Here is a 23,299-nt window from a genome sequence, read left to right as displayed (position 1 = left end):
CCGGTCTGCGATGAAAGCGTTGTCGTTGGTCGTTGACGGCAGTCGTGGGCCACTCTTTGACGGCCCACAGACGGCCCCGGCCCATCGCCCGCGGCAGATTTACAGTTCCCTCAAGATCACGCGCTCGCACCCCATCCGACCAGCAGGGATGTGCGTCCAGCGTTCAAAACGCGGCCTTCTCGTCCACGTCTCGTCCAGAGCCGGCTACCGCCCTAGCTCTGCTGCGGTGTGAGGAGAAGCATGGAAGGCAAGCGACCAAGGAGGCCTGCCATGGAGTGAGCGGGTAGGAGGCGCCCAGAGTGTGAGCGCCGGCCGCTACTCGCTCCCTTCTTCTGGAGCACCAAGCACCATCCGAATGAAGTCCTTGTCCGTCGGGAAGCCGCCGTGTACTGCCTGCATCAAGCCCCGTTGCGCTAGTTCCCGCGCAGACTTTCGGGTCTCACGGATCTGATCAGCAGTGGGGTACTTGCCGCCGTGCACCAGGCGGCTGCGCATGGTGTATAGCGCGTTCAGCCTGTCGCTCATGTCCTGACGCTCGCTGGCCTGGTCGGTGAGGTAGTAGGCGCCATGGAGACGGAAGCGATAGCTGAGTTCGTTATGCCGAGCGTTGGCTTGGAGCGGCAGCAGCAAGGACTCCAGAGCAATGGTGAAGTCGAGTACGGCGTCAGTGTCGTCGGTGCGCGCCACGCCAGAACAGAAGCGGTGCAACGCCAAGTCATGGGTGGACTTCGGTTTGTCAATACTCCGTTTTTCCATTAGGGCCGCCGTAGCGACAACTCCTGCGAAGACCTCCGGAGTCAGCACGCGCCAACTCGGCGGCATGCCAGGGAGCCCCAGGGGCGGTCGCCCTGCCCCGAAGCTGAGCCACTGCGGCACTCCTTCAATTTTCGCGACGTGTCCAGCGAGATCAAAACCATACAACTGAAGTGCGGCCATCATGTTGCGGACTCGACGTGGCAGGGTAAGCGGCATTTGCTCGTTGCGGGGGTACTCTTCGATGCACTCCAGGACAACCAGCGGCGGCGCATTGAGGGTTGCTCCTAGCAAGCCATTACCCACTTCTTCGAAATGGTCGTACTGCTCAGCTCCTGACAAGCGGCGAATGGTGAAGTTCTCCCACTCAAGGGGTGTGTCGCCCGGCGTCTTAATATCTACGCCTGCAAGGGGTACTGAAGTCCGGCAAGAGGCGGTCTGGCTGGTGGCTACGCGCAGTACGTCGTTGGCAAACCATTGTGCATGTTGTGGTTTTGCTTGGTCGAGACTGGGGAGCGCTCGCATGTGCGCCAGGAGAGCGGGCAACAGCACGACCTCCCGAACCCACCGCACTGGCTCTTCATCTCGAACCGCTGCTTCTGTTCCACGAACTGGGTGAGTCAACGGCCAGCCGCCCGGCGGAAGAAATACCGGGTTGAGCAGCAGGGTATTACCTTCGAGTGCGAGCAGGCTGGTCGCACATTCATCTACGCAATGCAGCGTTTCATCGTTCAGGAATGGTGCCGTACTCCTGGTAGGGATCGAAATAGCGTTGCGTGCGTACCTAAGGGTCCGGGTTTCCCAGCCGTAGTTTTCCGTCCGTACCAGATGCCGACGGGCCTCGGTTAACGTAAGGGAGTGGCGAACGCTTGCCAACTTCGCTGTGGCGGCTTTGCAGGCGTCGAGGAAGAGGGTGGCCAGCCTCTCCCTTACCAGGGTTGTCGTCATGAGCGGAGTGTACGGCTGTGCCCTATACGGGCACAATGGGTTTATTTATTTCGCTACTAGTGATGTTCTACGTGTCGAGGAAGTCCCACTCGTCACCGAGCACCCAACGGAGCGCCGACAATTTCCCGTTGACCATTCCCCACTCGAAGTCGGTATAAGGACCGAGGTTCTCTTTGCCGTACTTGGCTTCCATCTCCCGGCAAGCATCGCGCATCTTGGCAATGAGATCTTCGGGGAAGCTTTTGTCGCCCGTGGCGAGCCTTGCTTCTAGGGCCATTTTCCGCCCGTACCAAACCCGATCGAAGAACTCCTGCTCCGCCTCAATGATTTCGGTTTCAGTGCGCCGCTCCGAGCGAAGATGGCGCATGATGAACTCGTCGCGCCCCTCAAGCAGACGCTCCAAATTGGGGCGCTCCCAATAGCGCACGCGAAATGGTGGACGGTTGTTGGTCTCGTACGACTTCAGGAAGTCCTTGCAGGGGTTTGAGAGGTAGTTGCTTGCAATCACCAGAGCGACATCGGCACGTTCTGCAGTTGCCCATGAGAGAAGGCTGGTGATTTTATCTGGCGGCACGCCTCGCTTGTAGTGCTTGCAATCCACGAACCAGGTTTCGAGGTAGTGGCGGCCGTCCAATTCCTCGCGGGGTAGCTGCGCCACGATGTCACGGCCTGAGTCGCTAGGGCTGGCGGAGAGGCCGGTACCCTTGCGCCAGTCCAGGTTCACGAACCCCAGTTCGCCCATGAGGGCAAAGCAAAACTCCTCGAACTGAGTATCGTCCATGTCGTCGTAAGGCATGTCCGTCATCATGTGCGCAGCCTAGTAGCGCCACGCGGCTTGTGTCGCTGGCTTCGCACGAGAGAACTACGGTTGCTATCCGCCGCCACGAAGCCTGGCCGGCCCACGCCCCCGGCGGCTCAGATCGTCGTCCGGCTACTTTCCCCACAGGTTGTGAGCCGCCGTGGCTGCGGCACTAATAGCCCCTAGTGCGGTCAGTGGAACTACAACGGCCGCGATCCGTTCCCCGCGCTGGAAAGCCGCGACCACCATGAATCCCTAGACACGTCGACGTCTACCTTCAATCGCGCTCGGGATACTCGACGCCTCAAGAACTGGAAGAACGGAAATAGTAATCCGAACGCGAAAGTCACCGCCATGAAGGAATTAAAAAAACGTCATTCCTTGAGGCGTTTTTTGCGCGCTTCACACAATCCGCAACTGTATCATCATCTACGCCATGAATCAGGAAGAATGCTCCGAGCCCCATGAAGAATGCGAGAGAGATGAAAGAGATGGTGTTTTCGTACCTAGGAGAACTAAATACCGCCCCTCGCGAAACCAAAAACTTCTCAACCCTAGCTATTTGACCGAAAGCCCAGGTTGTGTCGGAACCCGAGAAGTTAACCTCGGTCCGCTCCTTGTCTATACTTATCTTCACCCCTCTTTCCTGAGAGGGGGTGTCGGCTTGGAGTGTGAGATTTGCCCAGTCCCCGCGAATCTCGGGTGCGTCACGCTGTACAGCTTCGACGAGCTCTTCCAGGGTGGGCTTCCAAAACAGAGTCTCCCCTGTAGTGGTCGAGACCTTAATTTGTGGCAGTTCTATGCCCTCGCACGCCGTTGCGAACAGGCTATCGAGGTCGCTTTTCCCCAATTGGCACTGGTAGAAAACCTTTCGAAGGTTCGTCTGCTGTCCCGAAGGGCTCCCGGGCGTCGTCATGCTCCAGATGATGCACCTAAGGCAGGTCGCTGAGCAGAGCTTCTGCTCATCTCCCACCCCCCCCAGAGCCCGGACACAGTGTCCGGGTCCAGCCGCTCTCGACCGTCGACTCTGGTTCACACCTGCTGGACCGAGCCGAGGTCCTCGCGGAGGATCTCGGCTCGGATGAGAACTACTGGCAGACCGGCCTTCCGCACAAGATCGCCACATCACACCCCCTGTGACCTGCTACTCAGTCGCAGACGGGTGCCAGGACGGGGGAGGCCGTCCGCGTCTCGTCCTGATCTTGAAACCGTCCGCGCGCACGGCTATGTGCGACCCCTCCGCGACGGCCGGCAGTCGTGGGAGGCTTACCGGTGGTGTCGACTGCCCGGCAGAGAGGGAGAGCGAGTGTCGCAGCAGGCCAACCCTCGGGGAACCTTCCTGAAGATTGCCGACTCAGTGAAGAGGCAGATTGAGGACGATCCGACCATGACAGACGGCAGGGCAACCGGACTTCATGAGCTGGCTGCACTCGGGACAGGACGGGGCGTCGTCGGTCATGCGGGGCAGCCTAGCGAAGCGACCTCTTCGTCCCGAAGCAACTTGGGTGGGAGTGGTGCCTTGGGCCGGTGGGCCTCTCACCTGCGCCGACGGTCCGTAGACGTTCGCGCTCGTCCGCTGGTGTTCGTCGGCGTTGTCACGCAGTTAGACACTCACCGCGCACGGCCCATCCGACGGCCGCCGACACCGTGTGGGCAGCTACCTAGGAAGAGCCACAGCTAACCCAACGTATCCACTGATTTGGTTGACAGGCGGGACAAGTGTGCAGGTAGTACGCGCGTGCTCAGGATGCACCACGGGACCGATCTCGTTGTCGTCCCGGACAAGGGCGGCGATCACGGCCTTGAGGCGTACACGCTGAGTGGTCATTTGTTTCAGTGCTATAGCCCGACAGAACCACTGCCTACGATTATCATGTGTCCCTACATCGACAGCAAAGATCTCGCGGCCCATTGTGCTAGTCAGACAAAAAGAGTCCGCGAAGCCTGCCTAGATTATGCCGACCCCGACATCCATGTCATTTGTCAGACCATGAAAGACTACGAGTTTAGTTATACGGGTCAGCCCTTTAGGATCTCTTACACTCACATGCCGCCGCTCAGCTGAAACTTGACTCCGCACGGATTTGAATGCGGACCTTCCCTGTTCGGTTCTTCGTCACGTACTGGTAGGCGATGTAGCCGGTGCCGGCCACAGTTGTCAAATACGGACCTACCGACGGTGCGACAAGGTCGGTGACCGTCGCAAGAAGAGCGGGAGCAGCTTTGAGGGCGAACGCTTTAAAGTTGGCCGATGCTAATGGGCCCTGGCCTGTGACGCCCCGCAGTTTTCTGCTGAATTGTTCAAGAGCGATTTCCGCCCCATGCCGTGATGCCGCATTTGGAGCATTGATGAACCTTATGGCGGAACTTCGCCAATCAATGCCATATTCTCGCAATTCCATAATGGTGCGCGGTGTCATTCCTCTGAGGATTCTCGCGCTTGGCACCCTGACCGCGATGTCTAAATTATCACTCAATGAGGGCGGCGGCTCCTGCTGAGCCTCATCGCGCAGTGCCGTTTGGATCAACGGAAGATCCCAGGCTCCCGTGCCGATGGTCGCTGGCCGTGCTCCCAGCCCCTCGGCATAATTGACGTGATGCAACTGATCTACCCAGTCAAAGAAGCTGTCAACGGATTTCAGCTGCTGCGGCGAATAACCGGTCGCAGACAACCGCTCGATGATCTTGAAGCGATTGGTCACAGTGCGCTCGTTCAGGTCAAAGACCCCGAGCACCGCTCCCGCTGCTCGGATCAGCTCACCCCGCCTGATCCCGCCCGGCGCCTCACGCCGCTGTGAACTCAACTCCGCGGCCACGTCCAGCCCCTCATGCCGAAGGACCTCCGTTTCCTGCCATGCCCCCGGCGCCAACCCGGTTGGTTCGTCTCCGCGCAGGCATCGCCGAAGCAAGGATCCGTAGTTCTGGCCCATCCCTTCCGGCCACGGTATTGGACGTGCGAGCGGGCCAACCGAAGCGGCAAGCCGGTCAGCGATGCGGTCACCATGCGTGAAAGGGCTCTGAATTCTCATGTCGCGCAAGGTGTGGAGCAACTGAGGAAATCCCGATGAGGGCTCACGTGAAACCAGAGAAATCACCCCCTCTCTCATGGCCAGTTCGAACAGGCTCATGCTGCCCTCGGCAGACTCGAATATATGCTTCCGAAGGTGATCTGATGCGAACAAATAGGCGTCAATTAGAAAGAATCCCGGATCGAACAAGATGCCGTGAATAAGAGATGTCTCGAATTCTTCGTACGTCATGGAGTCGGCAACCGGTCCATCGGCCAGGGTGAGTATGGAATGATCCGCCAGAGTCATCTTCTCACCCCAAATTCGAATGATCCCGGAAAGGAAAACAATCATAGGGGGCTGCGCGGTGAGCGACAAGAAGGCATGGGCCAACGCCATGCCTCGATGACACCACCGAGTTCCGCGTGCTTCGCTCGCGCCGATCAGGGCACCGTAGACGGAGCGATGGAAGCGTACGTGGACTGGGCCGTGCTGCTACGTCTACTGACCTTCAAAGAGCGCGCACCCTACTGCGTAGGTCGGTGGAGCGGCTTTGGAGTGGCGCTGCTTGGGCGCGAGTGATCATGGCCCCGTAAGCTTCCGGCGCGTCGGGCAGTCTGTGGACCTGCCCGGTAAAGCACGACGTTGGGGCCATGATCTTCGAGGCTCGCGCCGAAGTGGCTCCGTGAAGCCGCGGAGCCGACCGCCCCGGCCACGATGTAGCCCTTCTCTGGCATCAGGCGGCTGCATACTTTGAGCGCGGCATGGGCGCCGGCCGGGCTGGAGCGGGGCGGAGACAGGAGCGCAGGCCCGGCCGGGGGCCGGGCCGCGCGCGGGGAGCGGAGCGAGCCGCCTTGATCGATGCAGTGAAAGTTACAACTACGACGCGGTGAGATCGTCTGACGGCCCAGGGACGGCCCAGAGCCCATGAGGCACGATGGGGCTGCCGGTCTGCGACCGTCAGCCCCATCCACTGGGAAGGCAGGCTCCCCGCCCCCGACCTGCTCTTACAGCACCGGCAAGCTCTTCCGCAGCTCGAAGGCCGTGACCTCGGAGCGGTACTCCTCCCACTCCTGCTTCTTGTTGCGCAGGAAGAAATCGAAGACGTGTTCGCCCAGGGTCTCCGCGGCCAGGTCGCTGCGTTCCATCAGGGTGAGGGCCTCGCCGAGGTTCTGCGGGAGGGGTTCGATGCCCATGGCGCGGCGTTCGGCGTCGGAGAGGGCCCAGACGTCGTCCTCGGCGCCCGGCGGGAGCTCGTAGCCCTCCTCGATGCCCTTGAGGCCGGCGGCCAGGAGCAGGGCGTACGCCAGGTAGGGGTTGGCGCCGGAGTCCAGGGAGCGGACCTCCACACGCGCGGAGCCGGTCTTGCCGGGCTTGTACATCGGGACGCGGACCAGGGCGCTGCGGTTGTTGTGGCCCCAGCAGATGTACGACGGGGCCTCGCCGCCCGCGCCCGCGGTGCGCTCGGTGCCGCCCCAGATCCGCTTGTAGGAGTTGACCCACTGGTTGGTGACGGCCGAGATCTCCGCCGCGTGCTTGAGCAGGCCGGCGATGAAGGAGCGGCCGACCTTGGAGAGCTGGTACTCGGCGCCGGACTCGTAGAACGCGTTGCGGTCGCCCTCGAAGAGGGACAGGTGGGTGTGCATGCCGGAGCCGGGGTGCTCGGAGAACGGCTTGGGCATGAAGGTCGCGTGGACGCCCTGCTCCAGCGCCACCTGCTTCATCACCAGGCGGAACGTCATGACGTTGTCCGCGGTGGACAGCGCGTCGGCGTAGCGCAGGTCGATCTCCTGCTGGCCGGGGGCGCCCTCGTGGTGGGAGAACTCCACCGAGATGCCCATCGACTCCAGCATGGTGATGGCCTGGCGGCGGAAGTCCATGCCGATGTTCTGCGGGGTGTGGTCGAAGTAGCCGGAATTGTCGGCGGGGGTCGGCCGGGAGCCGTCCAGCGGCCGGTCCTTCAGCAGGAAGAACTCGATCTCGGGGTGGGTGTAGAAGGTGAAGCCGAGGTCGCTCGCGCGGGCCAGGGCGCGCTTGAGGACGTAGCGCGGGTCGGCGAAGGAGGGCGAGCCGTCGGGCATCAGGATGTCGCAGAACATCCGGGCCGTGCCGGGGGCCTCGGCGCGCCAGGGCAGGATCTGGAAGGTGGACGGGTCCGGCTTGGCGATCATGTCGGACTCGTAGACGCGGGCGAAGCCCTCGATGGCGGAGCCGTCGAAGCCGATGCCCTCGTCGAAGGCCTGCTCCAGCTCGGCCGGGGCCACGGCGACGGACTTGAGGAAGCCCAGCACGTCCGTGAACCACAGGCGTACGAACCGGATGTCGCGCTCCTCCAAGGTCCGGAGTACGAACTCCTGCTGCTTGTCCATCTTCCGCTTCCCCATCCTTGCTGGTCAGGCCGCCTGGCTCCCGCGCCACGGGAGGCGGTCGCGCACCTGAGCATCCCACCACAACACCATTTCACGCGCGTTGCGCACCATGATCGGCCGACCGAACCCGGTGTGAACGCCCCGCGTACGGCGGGTGTACCGCCCTGCTGCCCATCTTGCCTGCTCGCACCGGCATCCGTCAGGGCGGACCCCGGTCGGGAGCGGAGTGACGGTGGGATCGTCGCACGGCACGGCCGCCGGGCACGACCGGTCCGTGCCGGGCCCCCTACGCCGGATGCCGTCCGTCGCCTACGATCAGCGGGCCCCACCCGTCCCGTCCCCCCGCCCCCCGAAGGACGTCACCCATGGGTTCCGCCAAGAGCAGCAGCAGCGCGGCACGCACCGCACGCATAGAGGAGATGCGCCGCGCGGAGAAGGCGCGGGAGCGGCGCAACCGCATCCTGGTGATCGCGGGCAGCGTGGTCGCGGTGGCCGCGCTCGTGGTGGGCGCCGTCGTCGTGGTGCAGGCGCGCTCCGACGACGACAAGGACACGGCCGCCTCGAAGTCCGCCGACGCCAAGGGCGGCGACCGCTTCGTCACCGGCTCCGACGGGGTCCGCACGTGGCAGGGCAAGCTGGGCCGCACCCACGTCACCAGGAAGGTGTCGTACCCGATGGAGCCCCCGGTCGGCGGCGACCACGCGCAGGTGTGGATGAACTGCAACGGCGACGTCTACACCAAGTCCCTCAACCCCATGAACGCCGTGCACTCCCTGGAGCACGGGGCGGTGTGGGTGACGTACACGAGCAAGGCGGCGAAGGCGGACGTGGACGCGCTCGCCGCGAAGGTGCGCAGCACGCCGTACACGCTGATGAGCCCGGACGAGGACCAGGCCGAGCCGATCATGCTGACCGCCTGGGGCCACCAGCGCGCGGTGAGCAGCGCGGGCGACCCGGCCGTGGGGGCGTTCTTCGAGAAGTTCGTGCAGGGCGCGCAGACGCCCGAGCCGGGCGCGGCGTGCACGAACGGTCTGTCGCAGTGAGGTACGCGTCCGTGGCCGTCGCGGTGGCGGGGGTGCTCGTCGCCGCGGGGGCCGTCACCTACTCCGCCGTCGCCGGGGACGACGGTTCGGGCGTACGGCCGCCGGCGGCCGACTCGGCGGACGCCGGGTTCGCCCGGGACATGGCGGTGCACCACCAGCAGGCCGTGGAGATGTCGTACGTGGTGCGTGACCGCACCACCGACGAGGACGTGCGCCGGCTCGCCTACGACATCGCGCAGACGCAGGCCAACCAGCGCGGCATGCTGCTGGGCTGGCTGGACCTGTGGGGGCTGCCGAAGGTGTCGTCGAAGCCGCCGATGACCTGGATGGGCATGAGCCGCATGCCGGCCGGTGAGGACGGCGCACTGATGCCGGGCATGGCGACCGACACCGAGATGAGGAAGCTCGGCACGCTGAACGGGCGGCAGGCGGAGGTGTTCTACCTCCAGTTGATGACGGCCCATCACAAGGGCGGCATCCACATGGCCGAGGGGTGTGCGGCCCGGTGCACGGTGGGGGCGGAGAAGCGGCTCGCGCAGGGCATGGTGGACGCGCAGCAGTCGGAGATCGACCTGATGGCGGGGATGCTGAAGGAGCGGGGCGCGGCGCCGCGTCCGTGAGCCGCCCGGGCCGTTCGCGCGTCAAGTCGTAGGGTTTTCCCTCGACTTCGCGGACGTATCCGACAAATGCGCACAGGTGGTAGTCGCTTGGGCTCTTCTTGGGACGCCCATTCCCCTGGCATGAACGGTTCATCGCGAGAGTGGCCGGACCGAGTGATCCACTCGGCCCAACCGCACACAGGGGGTCCCATGAGATCCAACCGCGCCGCGCTGCGCGCCGGGGTGAGCATGGCAGCGACGCTGCCGATGCTCGCCGGTGCGCTCGCGCTCGGCATACCCGCGGCGCAGGCCGCGGACACCCCGGCCCGCGACACGCTGGCCGGGACCAAGCCGGCGTGGGCGACGACCAAGGCGGACAAGGGCGCGACCGCGGACAGCGCCCGGGTCACGGCCCGGGTGTACCTCGCCGGCCGCGATGCCCGCGGCCTGGCCGCCTACGCCCGCGCCGTCTCCGACCCGCACTCGGCCGCGTACGGCAGGTACCTCGGCGCGAAGCAGGCGCAGGCCCGCTTCGGCGCGACGAAGGCCCAGGTCGCCGCGGTCAAGAAGTGGCTGTCGTCGGCCGGCCTCGAGGTCACCGGCGTGACCCGGCACTACGTCTCCGTCACCGGTGACGTGGCCGCCGCCGAGAAGGCGTTCGGCACCCAGCTCCACAACTACGCCAAGGGCGGCCACACCTACCGCGCCCCGGCGAAGACCGCCTCGGCGCCGGCCGCCCTGGACGGGGCCGTGCTCACCGTGACGGGCCTGGACAACGCCCCGCACAAGGCGAGCAGCAAGGACCAGCTGCCGCCGCCGGACGCCGTGTTCAAGAACTCCGGGCCGTTCTCCTCGTACTACGGCTCGAACATCGCGACCACGCTGCCCGACGCCTACGGTCACAAGATCCCGTACGCCGTGGAGGGCTACACCGGCAAGCAGCTCCGGGCCGCCTACGGCGCGGGCGCGTACACCGGCAAGGGGGTGCGCGTCGCCATCACGGACGCCTACGCCTCCCCGACCATCGCCTTCGACGCGGCCACGTACGCGAAGAAGCACGGTGACGCGGCCTGGAGGACCAGCCAGCTCACCCAGGTCCTGCCGAAGAACTACACCAAGACCGAGGAGTGCGGGGCGGCCGGCTGGTACGGCGAGGAGACCCTCGACGTCGAGGCCGTGCACGCGGTCGCGCCGGCCGCGGACGTCACCTACGTCGGCGCCGCGTCCTGCTACGACGACGACCTGCTCGACTCGCTCAGCAAGGTCGTCGACAACCACCTGGCCGACCTCGTCTCCAACTCCTGGGGCGACATCGAGGCCAACCAGACGCCGGACCTGGCGGCCGCCTACGACCAGGTCTTCCAGTTCGGCGCGGTGGAGGGCATCGGCTTCTACTTCTCCTCCGGCGACAACGGCGACGAGGTCGCCAACACCGGGACCAAGCAGGTCGACACCCCGGCCAACTCGGCGTGGGTGACGGCGGTCGGCGGCACCTCGCTGGCGGTCGGCAAGAACGACTCGTACCTGTGGGAGACCGGCTGGGGCACCGAGAAGGCCTCGCTGTCGGCCGACGGCAAGAGCTGGACGGGCTTCCCCGGCGCCTTCACCTCCGGCGCGGGCGGCGGCACCAGCAAGACCGTCGCGCAGCCGTACTACCAGAAGGGCGTCGTCCCGGACGCGCTGGCCCAGGCCAACGGCGCCGCGGGCAACCGCGTCGTCCCGGACATCGCGGCGATCGCCGACCCGAACACCGGCTTCAAGGTCGGCCAGACCCAGACGTTCGCCGACGGCTCGCAGCAGTACAGCGAGTACCGCATCGGCGGTACGTCGCTGGCGGCGCCGGTGATCGCGGCGGTGCAGGCGCTGGCCACCGAGGCCCGCGGCGGCAAGGCCATCGGCTTCGCCAACCCGGCGATCTACGCCAAGGCCGGCAGCCGGGTCTACCACGATGTGACGGACAACCCGACGGGGTCCGGTCTCGCCGTGGCCCGCGTCGACTTCGTCAACGGCGTCGACGCGACGGGCGGTCTGGCCACGTCGGTGCGCAGCCTCGGCAAGGACAGCTCGCTGTCGGCCGTGAAGGGCTACGACGACGTGACGGGCGTCGGCTCGCCGGCGAAGGGTTACGTGGAGTCCTGGCGCCGATGAGGTAGCGCCGTGGGGGGGGCGGGGACTGTCTGTCGGCTGCGGCGTCGTGGGGGCCGGTCGCGCCCACGCGGAGGAGCCGCAGAGCGACACAGCCCCGCGCCCCCGAGGCCGGTGCGCCGCACGCCGCTCGCACGTGCACGAAACAGCCCGCCGACGGGGGAAGATCGGCGGGCTGTTTCGGTGTGCCGCGGTGGCTAGTGGACGGAGTGCTCGTCCTGGGGGAACGTGCCGCCGACCACGTCGTCGGCGAAGGCGCGGACCGCTCCGGTCATGACCTCGCGCAGGTCGGCGTACTGCTTGACGAACTTCGGCACCCGGCCCGGGGTCAGGCCGAGCATGTCGGTCCAGACGAGGACCTGGGCGTCGGTCTCGGGGCCGGCGCCGATGCCCACGGTCGGGATGTGCAGGACGCGCGTGACCTCGGCGGCCAGCTCGGCCGGGACCAGTTCGAGGACGACCGCGAAGGCGCCGGCGTCCTGGACGGCCTTGGCGTCGCGCAGGAGCTGCTGGGCCGCCTCCTCGCCGCGGCCCTGGACGCGGTAGCCCATGGCGTGGACGGACTGCGGGGTCAGGCCGATGTGGGCCATGACCGGGATGCCGGACTCCACCAGCAGGCGGATCTGCTCGTGCGAGCGCTCGCCGCCCTCCAGCTTCACGGCGCCCACCCCGGCCTCCTTGACCAGCCGGGTCGCCGAGCGCAGCGCCTGCACCGGGCCTTCCTGGTAGGACCCGAAGGGCAGGTCGCCGACGATCAGGGAGCGCCGGGTGCCGCGGACGACGGCCGCGGCCAGCATGGTCATCTGGTCGAGGGTGACGGGCACGGTGGTCTCGTAGCCCAGGTGGCAGTTGCCCGCCGAGTCGCCGACGAGGATCACCGGGATGCCGGCCTCGTCGAAGACGGACGCGGTCATCGCGTCGTAGGCGGTGAGCATGGGCCACTTCTCGCCGCGCTCCTTGGCGAGGCCGATGTCGCGGACGGTGATGCGTCGCGTGCTCTTGCCCCCGTACAGCGCCCTGCTGCCGTCGGAGGACTGCTGGGGTGTGCTCTGGGCAGCCGAAAGCTGCGTCATGGCAACGGCTCCTAACGTCATCTCGAGGCGCCCTGACGGCGTCCCCGGACCACTCCCATGGTGGCACCTCGTGCCACGCGGGGCCAGAGGGGGTCCGGAGAAGCTCGGGGAAGACCCGAGCGGGTAAGAGCTGGGTAAATCCTTTCGATACGAGACGGTGCCGTATCGGAATTCCAGTAGGCTCGTCACATGACTTCTCCTGCCGCTCCCGCGGCCGAGCGGATCCCGGAGGCCGTGCACCGGCGCCGTTGGGCGATCCTCGGCGTGCTGATGCTGAGCCTGCTGATCGTGGTGCTCGACAACTCGATCCTCAACGTCGCCATCAAGACGATCTCGACTCCGGCCCCCACGGGCCTCGGCGCCTCGCAGAGCGAGCTCGAATGGGCGATCAACTCCTACACCCTGGTCTTCGCGGGCCTGCTGTTCTCCGCCGGTCTGCTCGGTGACCGGATCGGCCGCAAGAAGGTGCTGCTCGGCGGTCTCGCGGTGTTCGGCATCGGGTCGGCGCTGGCCGCCGAGTCGGGCTCGCCGGCGCAGCTCATCGCCTTCCGGGCGCTGATGGCGCTCGGCGCCGCGTTCGTCATGCCGGCCACGCTGGCCGTCCTGATGAACGTCTTCGAGCGCGAGGAGCAGCCCAAGGCCATCGGCATCTGGGCGGGCGGGGTGGGCCTGGCCATCGCCATCGGGCCGATCACCGGCGGGGTGCTGCTCGACCACTTCTGGTGGGGCTCGGTCTTCCTCATCAACGTGCCGATCGTGGTGCTCGCGATCGCGCTGATGGTCTGGCTGGTGCCGGACTCCCGCGACCCGAACCCCGGCCGGACCGACCCGGTGGGCGTGGTGCTCTCGGTGGTCGGCCTGGTGCTGCTGGTCTACGGCATCATCAAGGGCGGCGAGCTGGCCGACTTCACCGACCCGGTCGTGCTGTCGACGATCGGCGGGGGCCTGGTGGTCCTGGCGGCGTTCGTGGTGTTCGAGAAGCGCAGCGACCACCCGTCCATCGACGTGACGTACTTCGAGAACAAGGTGTTCTCGGCCGCGATCGCCGCCATCGCGCTGGTGTTCTTCGCCCTGATGGGCGTGACCTTCTTCTCGGTGTTCTACACCCAGAGCGTGCGCGGCTACTCGCCGCTGCAGACGGGCCTGCTGATGCTGCCGCTGGCCGCCGCGCAGATGATCTTCGCGCCGCGGGCCCGGCTGGTGGTCGACCGGTTCGGCAACCGGGCCACGACCACCGCGGGCATGCTGGTCATCACGGCGACGCTGGCGCTGTTCGGCACGCTGGACGCGGACACGCCGATCTGGTGGCTGGAGGTCGTGTTCTTCTTCATGGGCGCCGGGATGGCGCACATCATGACGCCGACCAGCGTGGTCATCATGCAGGCGCTGCCGCGGGAGAAGGCCGGCTCGGCCTCCGCGCTCAGCAACACCTTCCGGCAGGTCGGCGGCGCGCTCGGCATCGCCGTGCTCGGCTCGGTGCTGTCGACGTCCTACCGCAACGGCATCGAGGGCCACCTGGGCCTGCTGCCGGCCGGGGCGCGGGACGCGGCGGGCGAGTCCATCGAGGCCACGCTGGGCGTCGCCGCGAAGCTCGGTGCCCGGGGCGAGGGGCTGGTCGGCCCGGCCAACGACGCGTTCCTGCACGCGATGCACGTCACGGCGTTCTGGGGCGCGGGCGTGGCGCTGATCGGTGCGGTGGTCGTGGCGGCGTTCCTGCCGGGCAGGCCCCCGGCCGAGAAGGAGGGCGCGGAGCCGGAGCTGGCGCGGGCCGAGTCGTAGGACGGCGCAGGTGCGGCGGCGGGGCGGGCGGCGGGGGCCCGTCCTGCCGCCGCCCGCGCCCGCCGGGTGACAATGGGCGCGCGTGCGCGACGAGGAAGGGACGGGAGTGAACGTGACGGCAGGGGCCAGGGGCCGTCCCCGCAGTGAGGCCGTGGAACGCGCCATCATCGAGGGGACCATGCGACTCCTGGAGGAGGGCGTCCCGCTCGCCGAGGTGTCCATCGAGCGCATCGCCCGCACCGCCGGCGTCGGCAAGGCCGCGATCTACCGGCGCTGGAGCGGCAAGGAGGAGCTGTTCGTCGACGTCCTGCGGGCCTACGAGCCCGAGGAGCCCGAGCTGCCCGGCACGTGCCTGCGCGACGACCTGGTCGTGCTGCTCGACTCGTTCCGCCGCCGCGGGGTCGCCAACCAGTCCTCCGCCCTGCTGCGCACCGTGCACGCCCAGATGAAGTCCAGCCCCCGGATCTGGGCGGCCTACGACAAGCTCGTCATCGCGCCCCGCCGCCAGAAGGCCGTCGAGGTGCTGCGCCGGGGCCAGGAGAACGGCGAACTGCGCGCCGACCTGGACCTCGAACTGCTGCACGACGTCGTCGTGGGTCCCATGCTGATGCGGGTGGTGCTGCGCCCCGAGGCCGACCTCTCCGAGGACCTCGCGGCCCGGGTGGTCGATCTGGTGCTCGACGGCCTACGGCCCGTCAGTTCGCCCGCGCCCCGGCCGTAATGTGCGGATTCCGTCACAGACGGTTTGTCCTCCGCCCCATCCGGAACCCCTGACACCGGCCTGTTCGTCCTCGTGCCCGTACGGCCGTCCCGGACGGCAGGGACAGAGCCGATCATCCCCTAGGGTCGTACCCCGGGGGGACGTACGGTGTGCACGGCAGGCAGTGAGGCGACGGTATGGCGCAGCAGGCGTACTTGACGGAGACGGACAACGGCGGCTCGGGTCCCGAGCGTCGGGGAACCCGGCTCCGGCGCCTGCTCGGACAACGCGTGCGCCGCTTCCTCGACGGCTGGCGCGGCGACCGGCGGATCTGGCGGCGCGGCCTGGTGCTCACGGCGCTGGCGCTCGCGCTGTCCCTGGTCATGGTGGCGCACGCGCGCATCCCGAACCGCTACGGCAACCTCGGCAGCCTCACCGAGACGTTCCTGCCCTGGCTGGGCCTGGCCGTGCCGGTGCTGCTGGTGGGCGCGCTGGTGCGCAGGTCGGCCACCGCGCTGATCGCGGTGGTGCTGCCCGCGGTGGTGTGGCTGAACCTCTTCGGCGGACTGCTGACCGACAAGACCGGCTCCGGCGGCGAGCTGATGGTGGCCACGCACAACGTCAACGCCGACAACCCCGACCCCGCCCGCACCGCGCGGGACGTGGCCGCGTCCGGCGCGGACGTGCTGGCCCTGGAGGAGCTGAAGGCGTCCGCGGTGCCCACGTACGAGAAGGCGCTCGCCCCGACGTACCCGCACCACCAGGTGGTCGGCACGGTCGGGCTGTGGAGCAAGTACCCGCTCAGCGGCGTCAAGGCGGTCGACATCAAGCTCGGCTGGACGCGCGCGATGCGGGCGACCGTGGCGACGCCGGAGGGGCCGGTGGCGGTGTTCGTGGCCCATCTGCCGTCGGTGCGCGTGAAGATGGAGGCCGGGTTCACGGCCCGGCAGCGCGACAAGAGCGCGGACGCGCTGGGCGAGGCGATCGCGGACGAGGCGCTGCCCCGCAAGATCCTGCTGGGCGACCTGAACGGCACCATGAACGACCGCGCCCTCAACGCGGTGACCTCGCAGATGCGTTCGACGCAGGGCGCGGCCGGCAGCGGGTTCGGGTTCAGCTGGCCGGCGTCGTTCCCGATGGCGCGCATCGACCAGATCATGGTGAGCGGGGTGGAGCCGGAGGCGTCGTGGACGCTGCCGCGCACGGGAAGCGACCACCTGCCGGTGGCGGCGCGTGTGAAGGTGACCACATCCGGCTCGTGAGAGCCGCTGCGTAACCGGGACTTCACCAGCCGGAATACTCGGCCGGGGAGAGTTTGTTCCGCCATTGAACATACGATGGCCGTCCGCTCGCTCTCCTGAAAGGTCCACCCCGTCATGCCCCTGGCCCTGCTCGCCCTCGCCGTGGGTGCCTTCGGCATCGGCACCACCGAATTCGTGATGATGGGCCTGCTGCCCGACGTCGCGGCCGATCTGCACGTCTCCCTGCCCACCGCCGGGCACCTGGTCTCCGCGTACGCGCTCGGCGTCGTCGTCGGCGCCCCGCTGCTCGCGGCGCTGACCGCGCGCACCTCCCGCCGGACCGTGCTGATCTCCCTGATGGTCCTGTTCGTGGCCGGCAACGCGCTGTCCGCCGTCGCGCCCGGCTACGACTCCCTGCTCGCCGCCCGCTTCCTCAGCGGGCTGCCGCACGGCGCCTTCTTCGGCGTCGGCGCGGTCGTGGCGACCACGATGGTCGCGCCGGAGCGCAAGGCGCGGTCGGTGTCGCTGATGTTCCTCGGGCTCACCGTCGCCAACATCGCGGGCGTGCCGGTGGCCACGCTCATGGGCCAGCACCTCGGCTGGCGGGCGACGTTCCTCGGCGTGAGCGCGATCGGCCTGGCCGCCATCGCGGCGCTCGCCGCGCTCATCCCCCACGACCACGCGCCCGCCCCGGTCACCGGCCTGCGCGGTGAGCTGGCCGCCCTGCGCTCGCTGCCGGTGTGGCTGGCGCTGGGCACGACCGTCGCCGGGTTCGGCGCGCTGTTCTCGGCGTACAGCTACATCACGCCGATGCTGACCGACGCCGCCGGGTACGCCGACGGGAGCGTGACGCTGCTGCTGGCGCTGTTCGGGGTCGGCGCGACCATCGGCAACCTGCTCGGCGGGCGGCTCGCGGACGTGTCCCTGCGCGGCACGCTGTTCGGCGGCCTCACGGCCCTGGCGGCGGTGCTGGCGCTGTTCCCGCTGCTGATGTCGGCGCCCTGGAGCGCGGCCCTCGCGGTGGTGCTGCTGGGCGTGGCCGCGTTCGTCACCGGCTCGCCGCTGCAGCTCATGGTCATGGAGAAGGCGTCCGCGGCGCCCTCGCTGGCCTCCTCCGCCAACCAGGCGGCCTTCAACCTCGCCAACGCCGGCGGCGCCTGGATCGGCGGCCTCGCCCTCGCGGCCGGCTTCGGCGTGACGTCCCCGGCGGTCGCGGGCGCCGCCCTCGCGGTCCTCGGCCTGGCCGTCGCCGCCGCGGCCTACGCGGTGGACCGCGGCCGCACCCCGGGCCGCGGCCGGCTGGTGGCGGCCCACGTCCCGCACGAGGAGCTGGCGCCGGCCGAGTAGCGCGGAGGGCGGCTGTCGGCGTCCTGTCGGCGGGCGGGCCCGGCTGTCGGCGTCCTGTCGGTGGGATGTCGGTCGCCGCTGGCACCGTTGCGGTCATGACGCGAATCGACAACGAACCCGCCGGCGCAGGAAGCGCCGTGACCGTGCGGGGGCTGGTGAAGCACTACGGCGACACCAAGGCCCTCGACGGCGTCGACCTGGACGTGCGCGAGGGCACCGTGATGGGCGTGCTCGGACCCAACGGCGCCGGCAAGACCACCCTCGTGCGCATCCTGTCCACCCTGCTGGCCCCCGACGCCGGCCGTGCCACCGTCGCCGGCTACGACGTCGTACGGCAGCCCCGGCAGCTGCGCCGGGTCATCGGCCTCACCGGGCAGTACGCCTCCGTCGACGAGAAGCTGTCCGGCTGGGAGAACCTGTACCTCATCGGCCGGCTGCTCGACCTGTCCCGCAAGGACACCCGGGCCCGGGCCGACGAGCTGCTGGAGCGGTTCTCGCTGACCGAGGCCGCGCGCCGGCCGGTCGGGACGTACTCCGGCGGCATGCGGCGGCGCCTGGACCTGGCCGCCTCCATGATCGGCCGGCCCGCCGTGCTCTACCTGGACGAGCCCACCACCGGCCTGGACCCCCGCACCCGCAACGAGGTGTGGGACGAGGTCAAGGCGATGGTCGGCGACGGCGTCACCGTGCTGCTGACCACCCAGTACATGGAGGAGGCCGAGCAGCTCGCCTCCGAGCTGACCGTCGTCGACCGCGGCAAGGTCATCGCGGGCGGCGGGATCGAGGAGCTGAAGGCCCGCGTGGGCGGCCGGACCCTGCGGGTGCGGCCCGCCGACCCCGCGCACCTGCGGCCGCTGGCCCGCGCGCTCGACGAGCTCGGCATCACCGGCCTGGCCACCACCACCGTGGACGCCGAGCGCGGCTCCGTGCTCGTGCCCGTCCTCAGCGACGAACAGCTCACCGCCGTCATCGGCGCGGTCACCGCGCGCGGCATCACGCTGTCCTCCGTCGTCACCGAACTGCCCAGCCTCGACGAGGTGTTCCTGTCCCTCACCGGCCACCGCGCCAGTGCCCCGCAGGACGCCCGTCCCGCCGACGACCGCGAGGAGGTCGCCGTATGAGCGCCGCCACCCTGACCCCCACGGCCGCCGGGGACGCCCCCATCCCGCTGCGCGCCCACCTGCGCCACACCGGGGCGCTGATCCGCCGCAACCTGCTGTGGATCCGCCAGGACCCGGAGTCGATGTTCGACGCCATCCTCTTCCCGGTGATCTTCACCCTGCTGTTCGTGTACGTCTTCGGCGGCTCCATCGGGGCGTCGATGGGCGGCGGGCAGGACCAGTACGTGCAGTACGTGGTGCCCGGCCTGATGGCCATGATGGGGATGAACATGGCCCAGGGCGTGGGCACCGGCTTCAACACCGACTTCAACTCCGGTGTCATGGACCGGTTCCGCTCGCTGCCCATCGGACGCGGCTCGGTGCTCGTCGCCAAGATCGCCGTCGAGCTGCTGCGGATGCTGTTCGCCACCGTGGTGCTGATGATCGTGGCGGTGCTGGTCGGCTTCGACATCACCCACTGGACCGGGATGCTCGCGTCCATCGGGCTGTCCGCGGTGTTCGGCTCGGCGCTGATGTGGGTGTTCCTCACCCTGGGCGTGGTGATGAAGAGCGCCCAGTCGGTGCAGGCGATGGGCTTCCTGGTGCTGATGCCGCTGCAGTTCGGCTCCTCGATCTTCGCGCCGACCGCCTCGATGCCGGGCTGGCTGCAGAACTTCACCGACTACAACCCGCTGTCCGCGCTCGCCGACACCGCGCGCGGCCTGATGCTCGGCGGCCCCGTCGCGCACGACCTGTGGGTGACGCTGGCCTGGTCGGTGGGGCTCACCGCGGTGATGGCGCCGGTGGCCATCCACAAGTTCCGCACGAAGAACTGACCCGGTGCACGGACCCCGGGTCCGGCCCGTGGACGTCACAGCAGGGCGGCGGCCTCCTCGAAGGAGAGGCCGCCGCCCTCGGCGTAGGCGCGGGCGTACGTCGTCTCCCCCAGTGCGTCCCGCAGCCGCTGCACGGCCAGTTCGTGGCTGGCGCGCTCCATGCTGGAGCGGATGTGCCCGGACGGCAGCAGCGCGTCCGCGACGGCGAGCAGCCGGACGCCGTCGTGCGCGCGGGCGCCCCCGTCCAGGCCGGCCAGGGCGACGGCCGCGACGGTCAGGTACACGCAGCGCATGTGCGGGGCGATCACCTGCGCGAGCGGGTCGCCGGCCTGTTCCAGGGCCCGCCGGACCGTCGTCAGGGCCTGCTCGTGGCAGCCGTCCAGCGCGTCCAGCCACGCCTGCGCCCCCAGGATGAACGCGTCGAACACCGCGAAGTGGGCGATGGCGAACTCCTCGCGCAGCAGGCGCAGTTGTTCGCGGGCCTCGGCGATGCGGCCGGTCACGCCGAGCCGGCCGGCGAGGAAGAGCCGGGCCGCCGGCATCGCCTCGTTGGCGGCGCCGTCCCCCCGGTCGATCACCTCGCGCAGCAGGCGCTCGCCGCGCTCGTCCTCCCCCGCCTCCAGCAGGACGCTGCCCAGCCGCGCGGAGAGCACCGCCACCTGGGCGCGGGCACCGAGCACCTCGGCCTGCTCCCTGGCCTCCTCGAAGGCCGCCGCGGCCTCCCGGTAGGCGCCGCCGCGCTCGTACGCCTCGGCGCGCACGGACAGCGCCTCCGCGGTGCCCCAGGTGTCGCCGAGGCGGCGGAAGATCCCCAGCGCCTCCTCGGCGTCCTGGGCGGCGTCGCCGGCCCAGTCGGTGCGGTTGGCGAGGATGTTGCCCCGCCACTGCAGGCAGAAGGCCAGCTCCCACTCGAAGCCGGGAGTCTCCCGGCAGGTGCGGACGTTGGCGTCGATCAGCTCGCGCAGCCGCTCCATGTCACCGGTCAGCATCACCGCGTAGAACCACAGCGCGCCCGGCAGCCGGCAGGTCTGCGGCAGGCCGGGCCCGTAGGCGCCGGCGATCGCGCGCAGCTTGGCCTGCGCCCGCGGGTTCTGCCAGGCGTCCAGTTCGGTGTCCATGCAGGCCAGGTGGGCGAGGTGGACACCGCGCCGCGCCTCCAGCAACTCCTCGCCGGACAGCGGGGGCGGGTCGTCGGTGACCCGGCGCCACACCGGGGCGGCCCGGCGGACCGGCTCGGTGAACGGGTCGGGGCCCAGCGCCATCGTCTCGCGGCACCAGATGCGCGTCTCCAGGCGCAGGTCGCGCATCCCCCAGTACCCGGTCAGCGACAGCGTGAGGTACAGCGCCTCCTGTTCGTCGCGGTCGGCGACGGCGCGGCGCAGCGCGGTGCGCAGGTTGTCGTACTCCAGCTCGAACCGGGCGATGGCGGTGCGCTGTTGCGCGCCGCGCAGCAACGGCTCGGTGGTGCGGGCGAGTTCGCGGTAGTACGTGAGGTGGGCACGCTCGGCGGCGGCGCGCCCACCGGTCTCGTCGAGGCGTTCGCCGGCGTACTCGGCGACGGTCTCCAGGAGCCGGTAGCGCATCTCGCCGTCGGCCGAGGGGCCCGCCACGACGAGGGACTTGTCGACCAGCGAGCCCAGTGTCTCCAGCGCGTGCGGGCCGCACACCGCCTCGGCGGCGGCCAGGTCGCAGCCGCCCGCGAAGACCGACAGCCGGCCCAGCACCTCGCGCTCGCCCGCGTCGAGCAGGTCCCAGGACCAGTCGACGACCGCGCGCAGGGTCTGCTGGCGGGGCAGCACGGTGCGGCTGCCGGAGGTGAGCAGGCGGAAGCGGTCGTCGAGGCGGTCGGCGAGCTGGCGGGGCGTCATCATCCGCAGCCGGGCGGCGGCCAGTTCGATGGCCAGGGGCAGGCCGTCGAGGCGCCGGCAGATCTCCGCGCAGGCCTCGGGGTCGTCGGCGGTGCGGAAGCCGGGGCGGGCGGCGGCCCCGCGTTCGGCGAGCAGCCGCAGCGCGACCGGCTCGGGCAGCGGCTCCACGGGGCGCAGCACCTCCCCGGGCACGCCGAGGGGTTCGCGGCTGGTGGCGAGCAGCGTCAACCGGGGACAGCGGGCGAGGAGTTCCTCGGCGAGCCGGGCGGCGGCCCCGACGACGTGCTCGCAGTTGTCGAGGATGATCAGCATCCGGCGCCGGCCGCAGTGCTCGACCAGCCGGTCGAGGGGGTCGTCGTGGCGATCGGCGACGGCCCGCATCTCCTCGGCGCCGGCGCCGTACAGCACGGTCTCGCGGGCACCCACGGCGGTCAGCACGGCCTGCGGCACGGCCTCGGGCAGGTCCACCGGGGCCAGTTCGGCCAGCCAGACCCCGTCCGGCGCCGCGTCCCTGACCCGCTCGGCGGCCTCCTGCGACAGCCGGGTCTTGCCCGCCCCGCCGGGTCCGAGCAGCGTGACGAGCCGGGCGCCGGTGAGGTCGTCCCGGATGGCGTCGATGTCGCTCTCCCGGCCGACGAACGAGGTCAGCCGCGCCCGCAGGTTGCCGACGGCGGGGGCCGGCGCGGCGCCCTCGGACGGCGCGGCCGGCGCCTGGGGGGCCGCGGGCCGGGAAGACCCCGCGCGCGGACCTGCGGAGGCGGGCGGTGCGGCGGGCCCCGGTCCGCCGGGCGGCGGCGCGGCGGCGGAACGGTCCTGCGGGTCGAGCAGCTCGGCGTGCAGGGCGCGCAGTTCCGGCCCCGGGTCCGAGCCCAGGCGGTCGGCGAGCAGCCGGCGTACGTCCGCGTAGGCGGCCAGCGCCTCGGCGGTGCGGCCCGCGTCGCGCAGGGCGCGCAGGCGCAGGCCCTGCAGGGGCTCGTCCAGCGGGTGGGCGTCGCACAGCGCGGTCAGCTCGGGCAGGGCCTGCTCGGCCTGTCCGAGGGCCAGCGCGGCGGTGTGGCGGGCGCGCAGGACGTCCAGCCGGCGGACGCCGAGACGGGCGGCCTCGGCGGTGCGGTCGGGCAGGTCGGCGAGGACCGGGCCCTGCCACAGGGCGAGGGCGTCGTCGAGGAGGGCGGCGGCCTTGGCGGGGTCGCCGTCGGCCAGGGCGCCCAGGCCGTCGGCGGTCAGCCGCTCGAAGCGGTGCAGGTCGACGTCGTCGGGGGCGGCGGTGAGCCGGTAGCCGCCGTCGACGGAGGCGACCGCCCCGGCACCGAGGGCCCGGCGCAGCCGGCCGACCAGCGCCTGGAGGGCGCCCGGGGCGTCGGCGGGCGGGTCACCGGCCCACACCTCCTCGACCAGCAGGCCCGCGGGCACGGCCCGGCCGGCCCGCAGCGCGAGCACGGTCAGCAGGGCACGCAACCGTGTCCCGCCGACCGCGACGGGGGTGCCGTCGGGGCGGGTTGCCTGGGCGGTGCCGAGGATGCGGTAGCGCACGGGGTTCATTCTCTCCGGTCTCTGCGGTGGTAGGGGGACGGGTCACGGGGAGCGGGGGGGGGTGCCGCTGCCCGGGCCGTGGATCACCCTGCGGGAACCGGCGGCCCACCGCGAGACGTTTTCCGTGTGCGCCCGGTACGGTCGGGCAGGCCGAAGAC

16 protein-coding genes are annotated in these 23,299 nt (G+C 69.4%); 9 read left to right on the top strand and 7 right to left on the bottom strand.

The genetic code is table 11. From position 1 onward, the window contains the following. Positions 1-315: 315 nt before the first annotated feature. The 5 genes from E4U92_RS11550 to glnA all read right to left on the bottom strand — a co-directional run bounded on the left by E4U92_RS11550 (position 316) and on the right by glnA (position 7,877). The gene (locus tag E4U92_RS11550; protein WP_137300247.1) at positions 316-1,701 is read right to left on the bottom strand and encodes a HEPN domain-containing protein; all 1,386 of its coding nucleotides are present in this window, start codon (positions 1,699-1,701) and stop codon (positions 316-318) included. A gap of 67 nt (positions 1,702-1,768) precedes the next feature. After that, positions 1,769-2,509, bottom strand: coding sequence for a restriction endonuclease (locus tag E4U92_RS11545; protein ID WP_241681777.1), 741 nt, complete (start codon positions 2,507-2,509; stop codon positions 1,769-1,771). Between the two features lie 337 nt (positions 2,510-2,846). Continuing rightward, the gene (locus E4U92_RS11540) at positions 2,847-3,416 is read right to left on the bottom strand and encodes a hypothetical protein (protein WP_137300246.1); all 570 of its coding nucleotides are present in this window, start codon (positions 3,414-3,416) and stop codon (positions 2,847-2,849) included. A gap of 1,141 nt (positions 3,417-4,557) precedes the next feature. Then, positions 4,558-5,907 (bottom strand): hypothetical protein, encoded by a 1,350-nt coding sequence (locus E4U92_RS11530; protein WP_137300245.1) that lies wholly within the window; start codon positions 5,905-5,907, stop codon positions 4,558-4,560. A gap of 608 nt (positions 5,908-6,515) precedes the next feature. Then, complete coding sequence (gene glnA / locus E4U92_RS11525) at positions 6,516-7,877, bottom strand: type I glutamate--ammonia ligase (RefSeq protein WP_137300244.1); 1,362 nt, start codon at positions 7,875-7,877, stop codon at positions 6,516-6,518. 365 nt (positions 7,878-8,242) lie between these two features. Here glnA and E4U92_RS11515 point away from each other — a divergent pair, with 365 nt between their 5' ends. The 3 genes from E4U92_RS11515 to E4U92_RS11505 all read left to right on the top strand — a co-directional run bounded on the left by E4U92_RS11515 (position 8,243) and on the right by E4U92_RS11505 (position 11,667). Continuing rightward, positions 8,243-8,920: a DUF3105 domain-containing protein gene (locus E4U92_RS11515; protein ID WP_137300242.1), complete on the top strand. Its 678-nt coding sequence runs from the start codon at positions 8,243-8,245 to the stop codon at positions 8,918-8,920. Then, a complete protein-coding gene (locus tag E4U92_RS11510; protein WP_168725094.1) occupies positions 8,917-9,540 on the top strand; it encodes a DUF305 domain-containing protein in 624 nt (207 codons plus the stop codon). Before E4U92_RS11515 ends, E4U92_RS11510 begins: the two co-directional genes overlap by 4 nt. A 189-nt stretch (positions 9,541-9,729) precedes the next feature. Continuing rightward, positions 9,730-11,667 carry a S53 family peptidase gene (locus E4U92_RS11505; protein WP_137300241.1) on the top strand — a complete coding sequence of 646 codons (1,938 nt, stop codon included), beginning with the start codon at positions 9,730-9,732 and terminating at the stop codon, positions 11,665-11,667. A gap of 194 nt (positions 11,668-11,861) precedes the next feature. On the opposite strand, the gene panB is transcribed toward E4U92_RS11505, so the two are convergent. Further along, complete coding sequence (gene panB / locus E4U92_RS11500) at positions 11,862-12,737, bottom strand: 3-methyl-2-oxobutanoate hydroxymethyltransferase (RefSeq protein ID WP_137300240.1); 876 nt, start codon at positions 12,735-12,737, stop codon at positions 11,862-11,864. A 189-nt stretch (positions 12,738-12,926) separates the two neighbouring features. On the opposite strand from panB, the gene E4U92_RS11495 reads away from it, so the two are divergent. The 6 genes from E4U92_RS11495 to E4U92_RS11470 all read left to right on the top strand — a co-directional run bounded on the left by E4U92_RS11495 (position 12,927) and on the right by E4U92_RS11470 (position 19,740). Next, positions 12,927-14,516 carry an MFS transporter gene (locus E4U92_RS11495; protein WP_137300239.1) on the top strand — a complete coding sequence of 530 codons (1,590 nt, stop codon included), beginning with the start codon at positions 12,927-12,929 and terminating at the stop codon, positions 14,514-14,516. A gap of 151 nt (positions 14,517-14,667) precedes the next feature. Continuing rightward, positions 14,668-15,237 carry a TetR/AcrR family transcriptional regulator gene (locus tag E4U92_RS11490; RefSeq protein ID WP_268253520.1) on the top strand — a complete coding sequence of 190 codons (570 nt, stop codon included), beginning with the start codon at positions 14,668-14,670 and terminating at the stop codon, positions 15,235-15,237. A gap of 176 nt (positions 15,238-15,413) precedes the next feature. Next, positions 15,414-16,478 carry an endonuclease/exonuclease/phosphatase family protein gene (locus E4U92_RS11485; protein WP_137300238.1) on the top strand — a complete coding sequence of 355 codons (1,065 nt, stop codon included), beginning with the start codon at positions 15,414-15,416 and terminating at the stop codon, positions 16,476-16,478. Positions 16,479-16,592: 114 nt separating this feature from the next. Then, the gene (locus tag E4U92_RS11480) at positions 16,593-17,804 is read left to right on the top strand and encodes an MFS transporter (RefSeq protein ID WP_137300237.1); all 1,212 of its coding nucleotides are present in this window, start codon (positions 16,593-16,595) and stop codon (positions 17,802-17,804) included. 95 nt (positions 17,805-17,899) lie between these two features. Next, entirely contained in the window at positions 17,900-18,925 is a 1,026-nt protein-coding gene (locus tag E4U92_RS11475; RefSeq protein ID WP_168218095.1) for an ATP-binding cassette domain-containing protein, read from the top strand. Next, positions 18,922-19,740 carry an ABC transporter permease gene (locus tag E4U92_RS11470; RefSeq protein WP_137300235.1) on the top strand — a complete coding sequence of 273 codons (819 nt, stop codon included), beginning with the start codon at positions 18,922-18,924 and terminating at the stop codon, positions 19,738-19,740. The genes E4U92_RS11475 and E4U92_RS11470 overlap by 4 nt, the downstream gene beginning before the upstream one ends. 35 nt (positions 19,741-19,775) lie before the next feature. On the opposite strand, the gene E4U92_RS11465 is transcribed toward E4U92_RS11470, so the two are convergent. Next, complete coding sequence (locus E4U92_RS11465) at positions 19,776-23,150, bottom strand: AfsR/SARP family transcriptional regulator (RefSeq protein WP_137300234.1); 3,375 nt, start codon at positions 23,148-23,150, stop codon at positions 19,776-19,778. Positions 23,151-23,299: the final 149 nt, after the last annotated feature.

It is taken from the genome of Streptomyces galbus, assembly GCF_005280195.1.
In the GTDB taxonomy this organism is placed as follows: domain Bacteria; phylum Actinomycetota; class Actinomycetes; order Streptomycetales; family Streptomycetaceae; genus Streptomyces; species Streptomyces galbus.
Note: the sequence above shows the minus strand (reverse complement) of the source record. Positions and strands in the feature narration are given on the sequence as shown.

Bases quoted from the DNA above. Each gene is read 5' to 3' on its own strand.
- E4U92_RS11550 (WP_137300247.1), bottom strand. From the start codon at position 1,701: ATGACGACAACCCTGGTAAGGGAGAGGCTGGCCACCCTCTTCCTCGAC.
- E4U92_RS11545 (WP_241681777.1), bottom strand. From the start codon at position 2,509: ATGATGACGGACATGCCTTACGACGACATGGACGATACTCAGTTCGAG.
- E4U92_RS11540 (WP_137300246.1), bottom strand. From the start codon at position 3,416: ATGACGACGCCCGGGAGCCCTTCGGGACAGCAGACGAACCTTCGAAAG.
- E4U92_RS11530 (WP_137300245.1), bottom strand. From the start codon at position 5,907: ATGGCGTTGGCCCATGCCTTCTTGTCGCTCACCGCGCAGCCCCCTATG.
- glnA (WP_137300244.1), bottom strand. From the start codon at position 7,877: ATGGACAAGCAGCAGGAGTTCGTACTCCGGACCTTGGAGGAGCGCGAC.
- E4U92_RS11515 (WP_137300242.1), top strand. From the start codon at position 8,243: ATGGGTTCCGCCAAGAGCAGCAGCAGCGCGGCACGCACCGCACGCATA.
- E4U92_RS11505 (WP_137300241.1), top strand. From the start codon at position 9,730: ATGAGATCCAACCGCGCCGCGCTGCGCGCCGGGGTGAGCATGGCAGCG.
- panB (WP_137300240.1), bottom strand. From the start codon at position 12,737: ATGACGCAGCTTTCGGCTGCCCAGAGCACACCCCAGCAGTCCTCCGAC.
- E4U92_RS11495 (WP_137300239.1), top strand. From the start codon at position 12,927: ATGACTTCTCCTGCCGCTCCCGCGGCCGAGCGGATCCCGGAGGCCGTG.
- E4U92_RS11485 (WP_137300238.1), top strand. From the start codon at position 15,414: ATGGCGCAGCAGGCGTACTTGACGGAGACGGACAACGGCGGCTCGGGT.
- E4U92_RS11480 (WP_137300237.1), top strand. From the start codon at position 16,593: ATGCCCCTGGCCCTGCTCGCCCTCGCCGTGGGTGCCTTCGGCATCGGC.
- E4U92_RS11475 (WP_168218095.1), top strand. From the start codon at position 17,900: ATGACGCGAATCGACAACGAACCCGCCGGCGCAGGAAGCGCCGTGACC.
- E4U92_RS11470 (WP_137300235.1), top strand. From the start codon at position 18,922: ATGAGCGCCGCCACCCTGACCCCCACGGCCGCCGGGGACGCCCCCATC.
- E4U92_RS11465 (WP_137300234.1), bottom strand. From the start codon at position 23,150: ATGAACCCCGTGCGCTACCGCATCCTCGGCACCGCCCAGGCAACCCGC.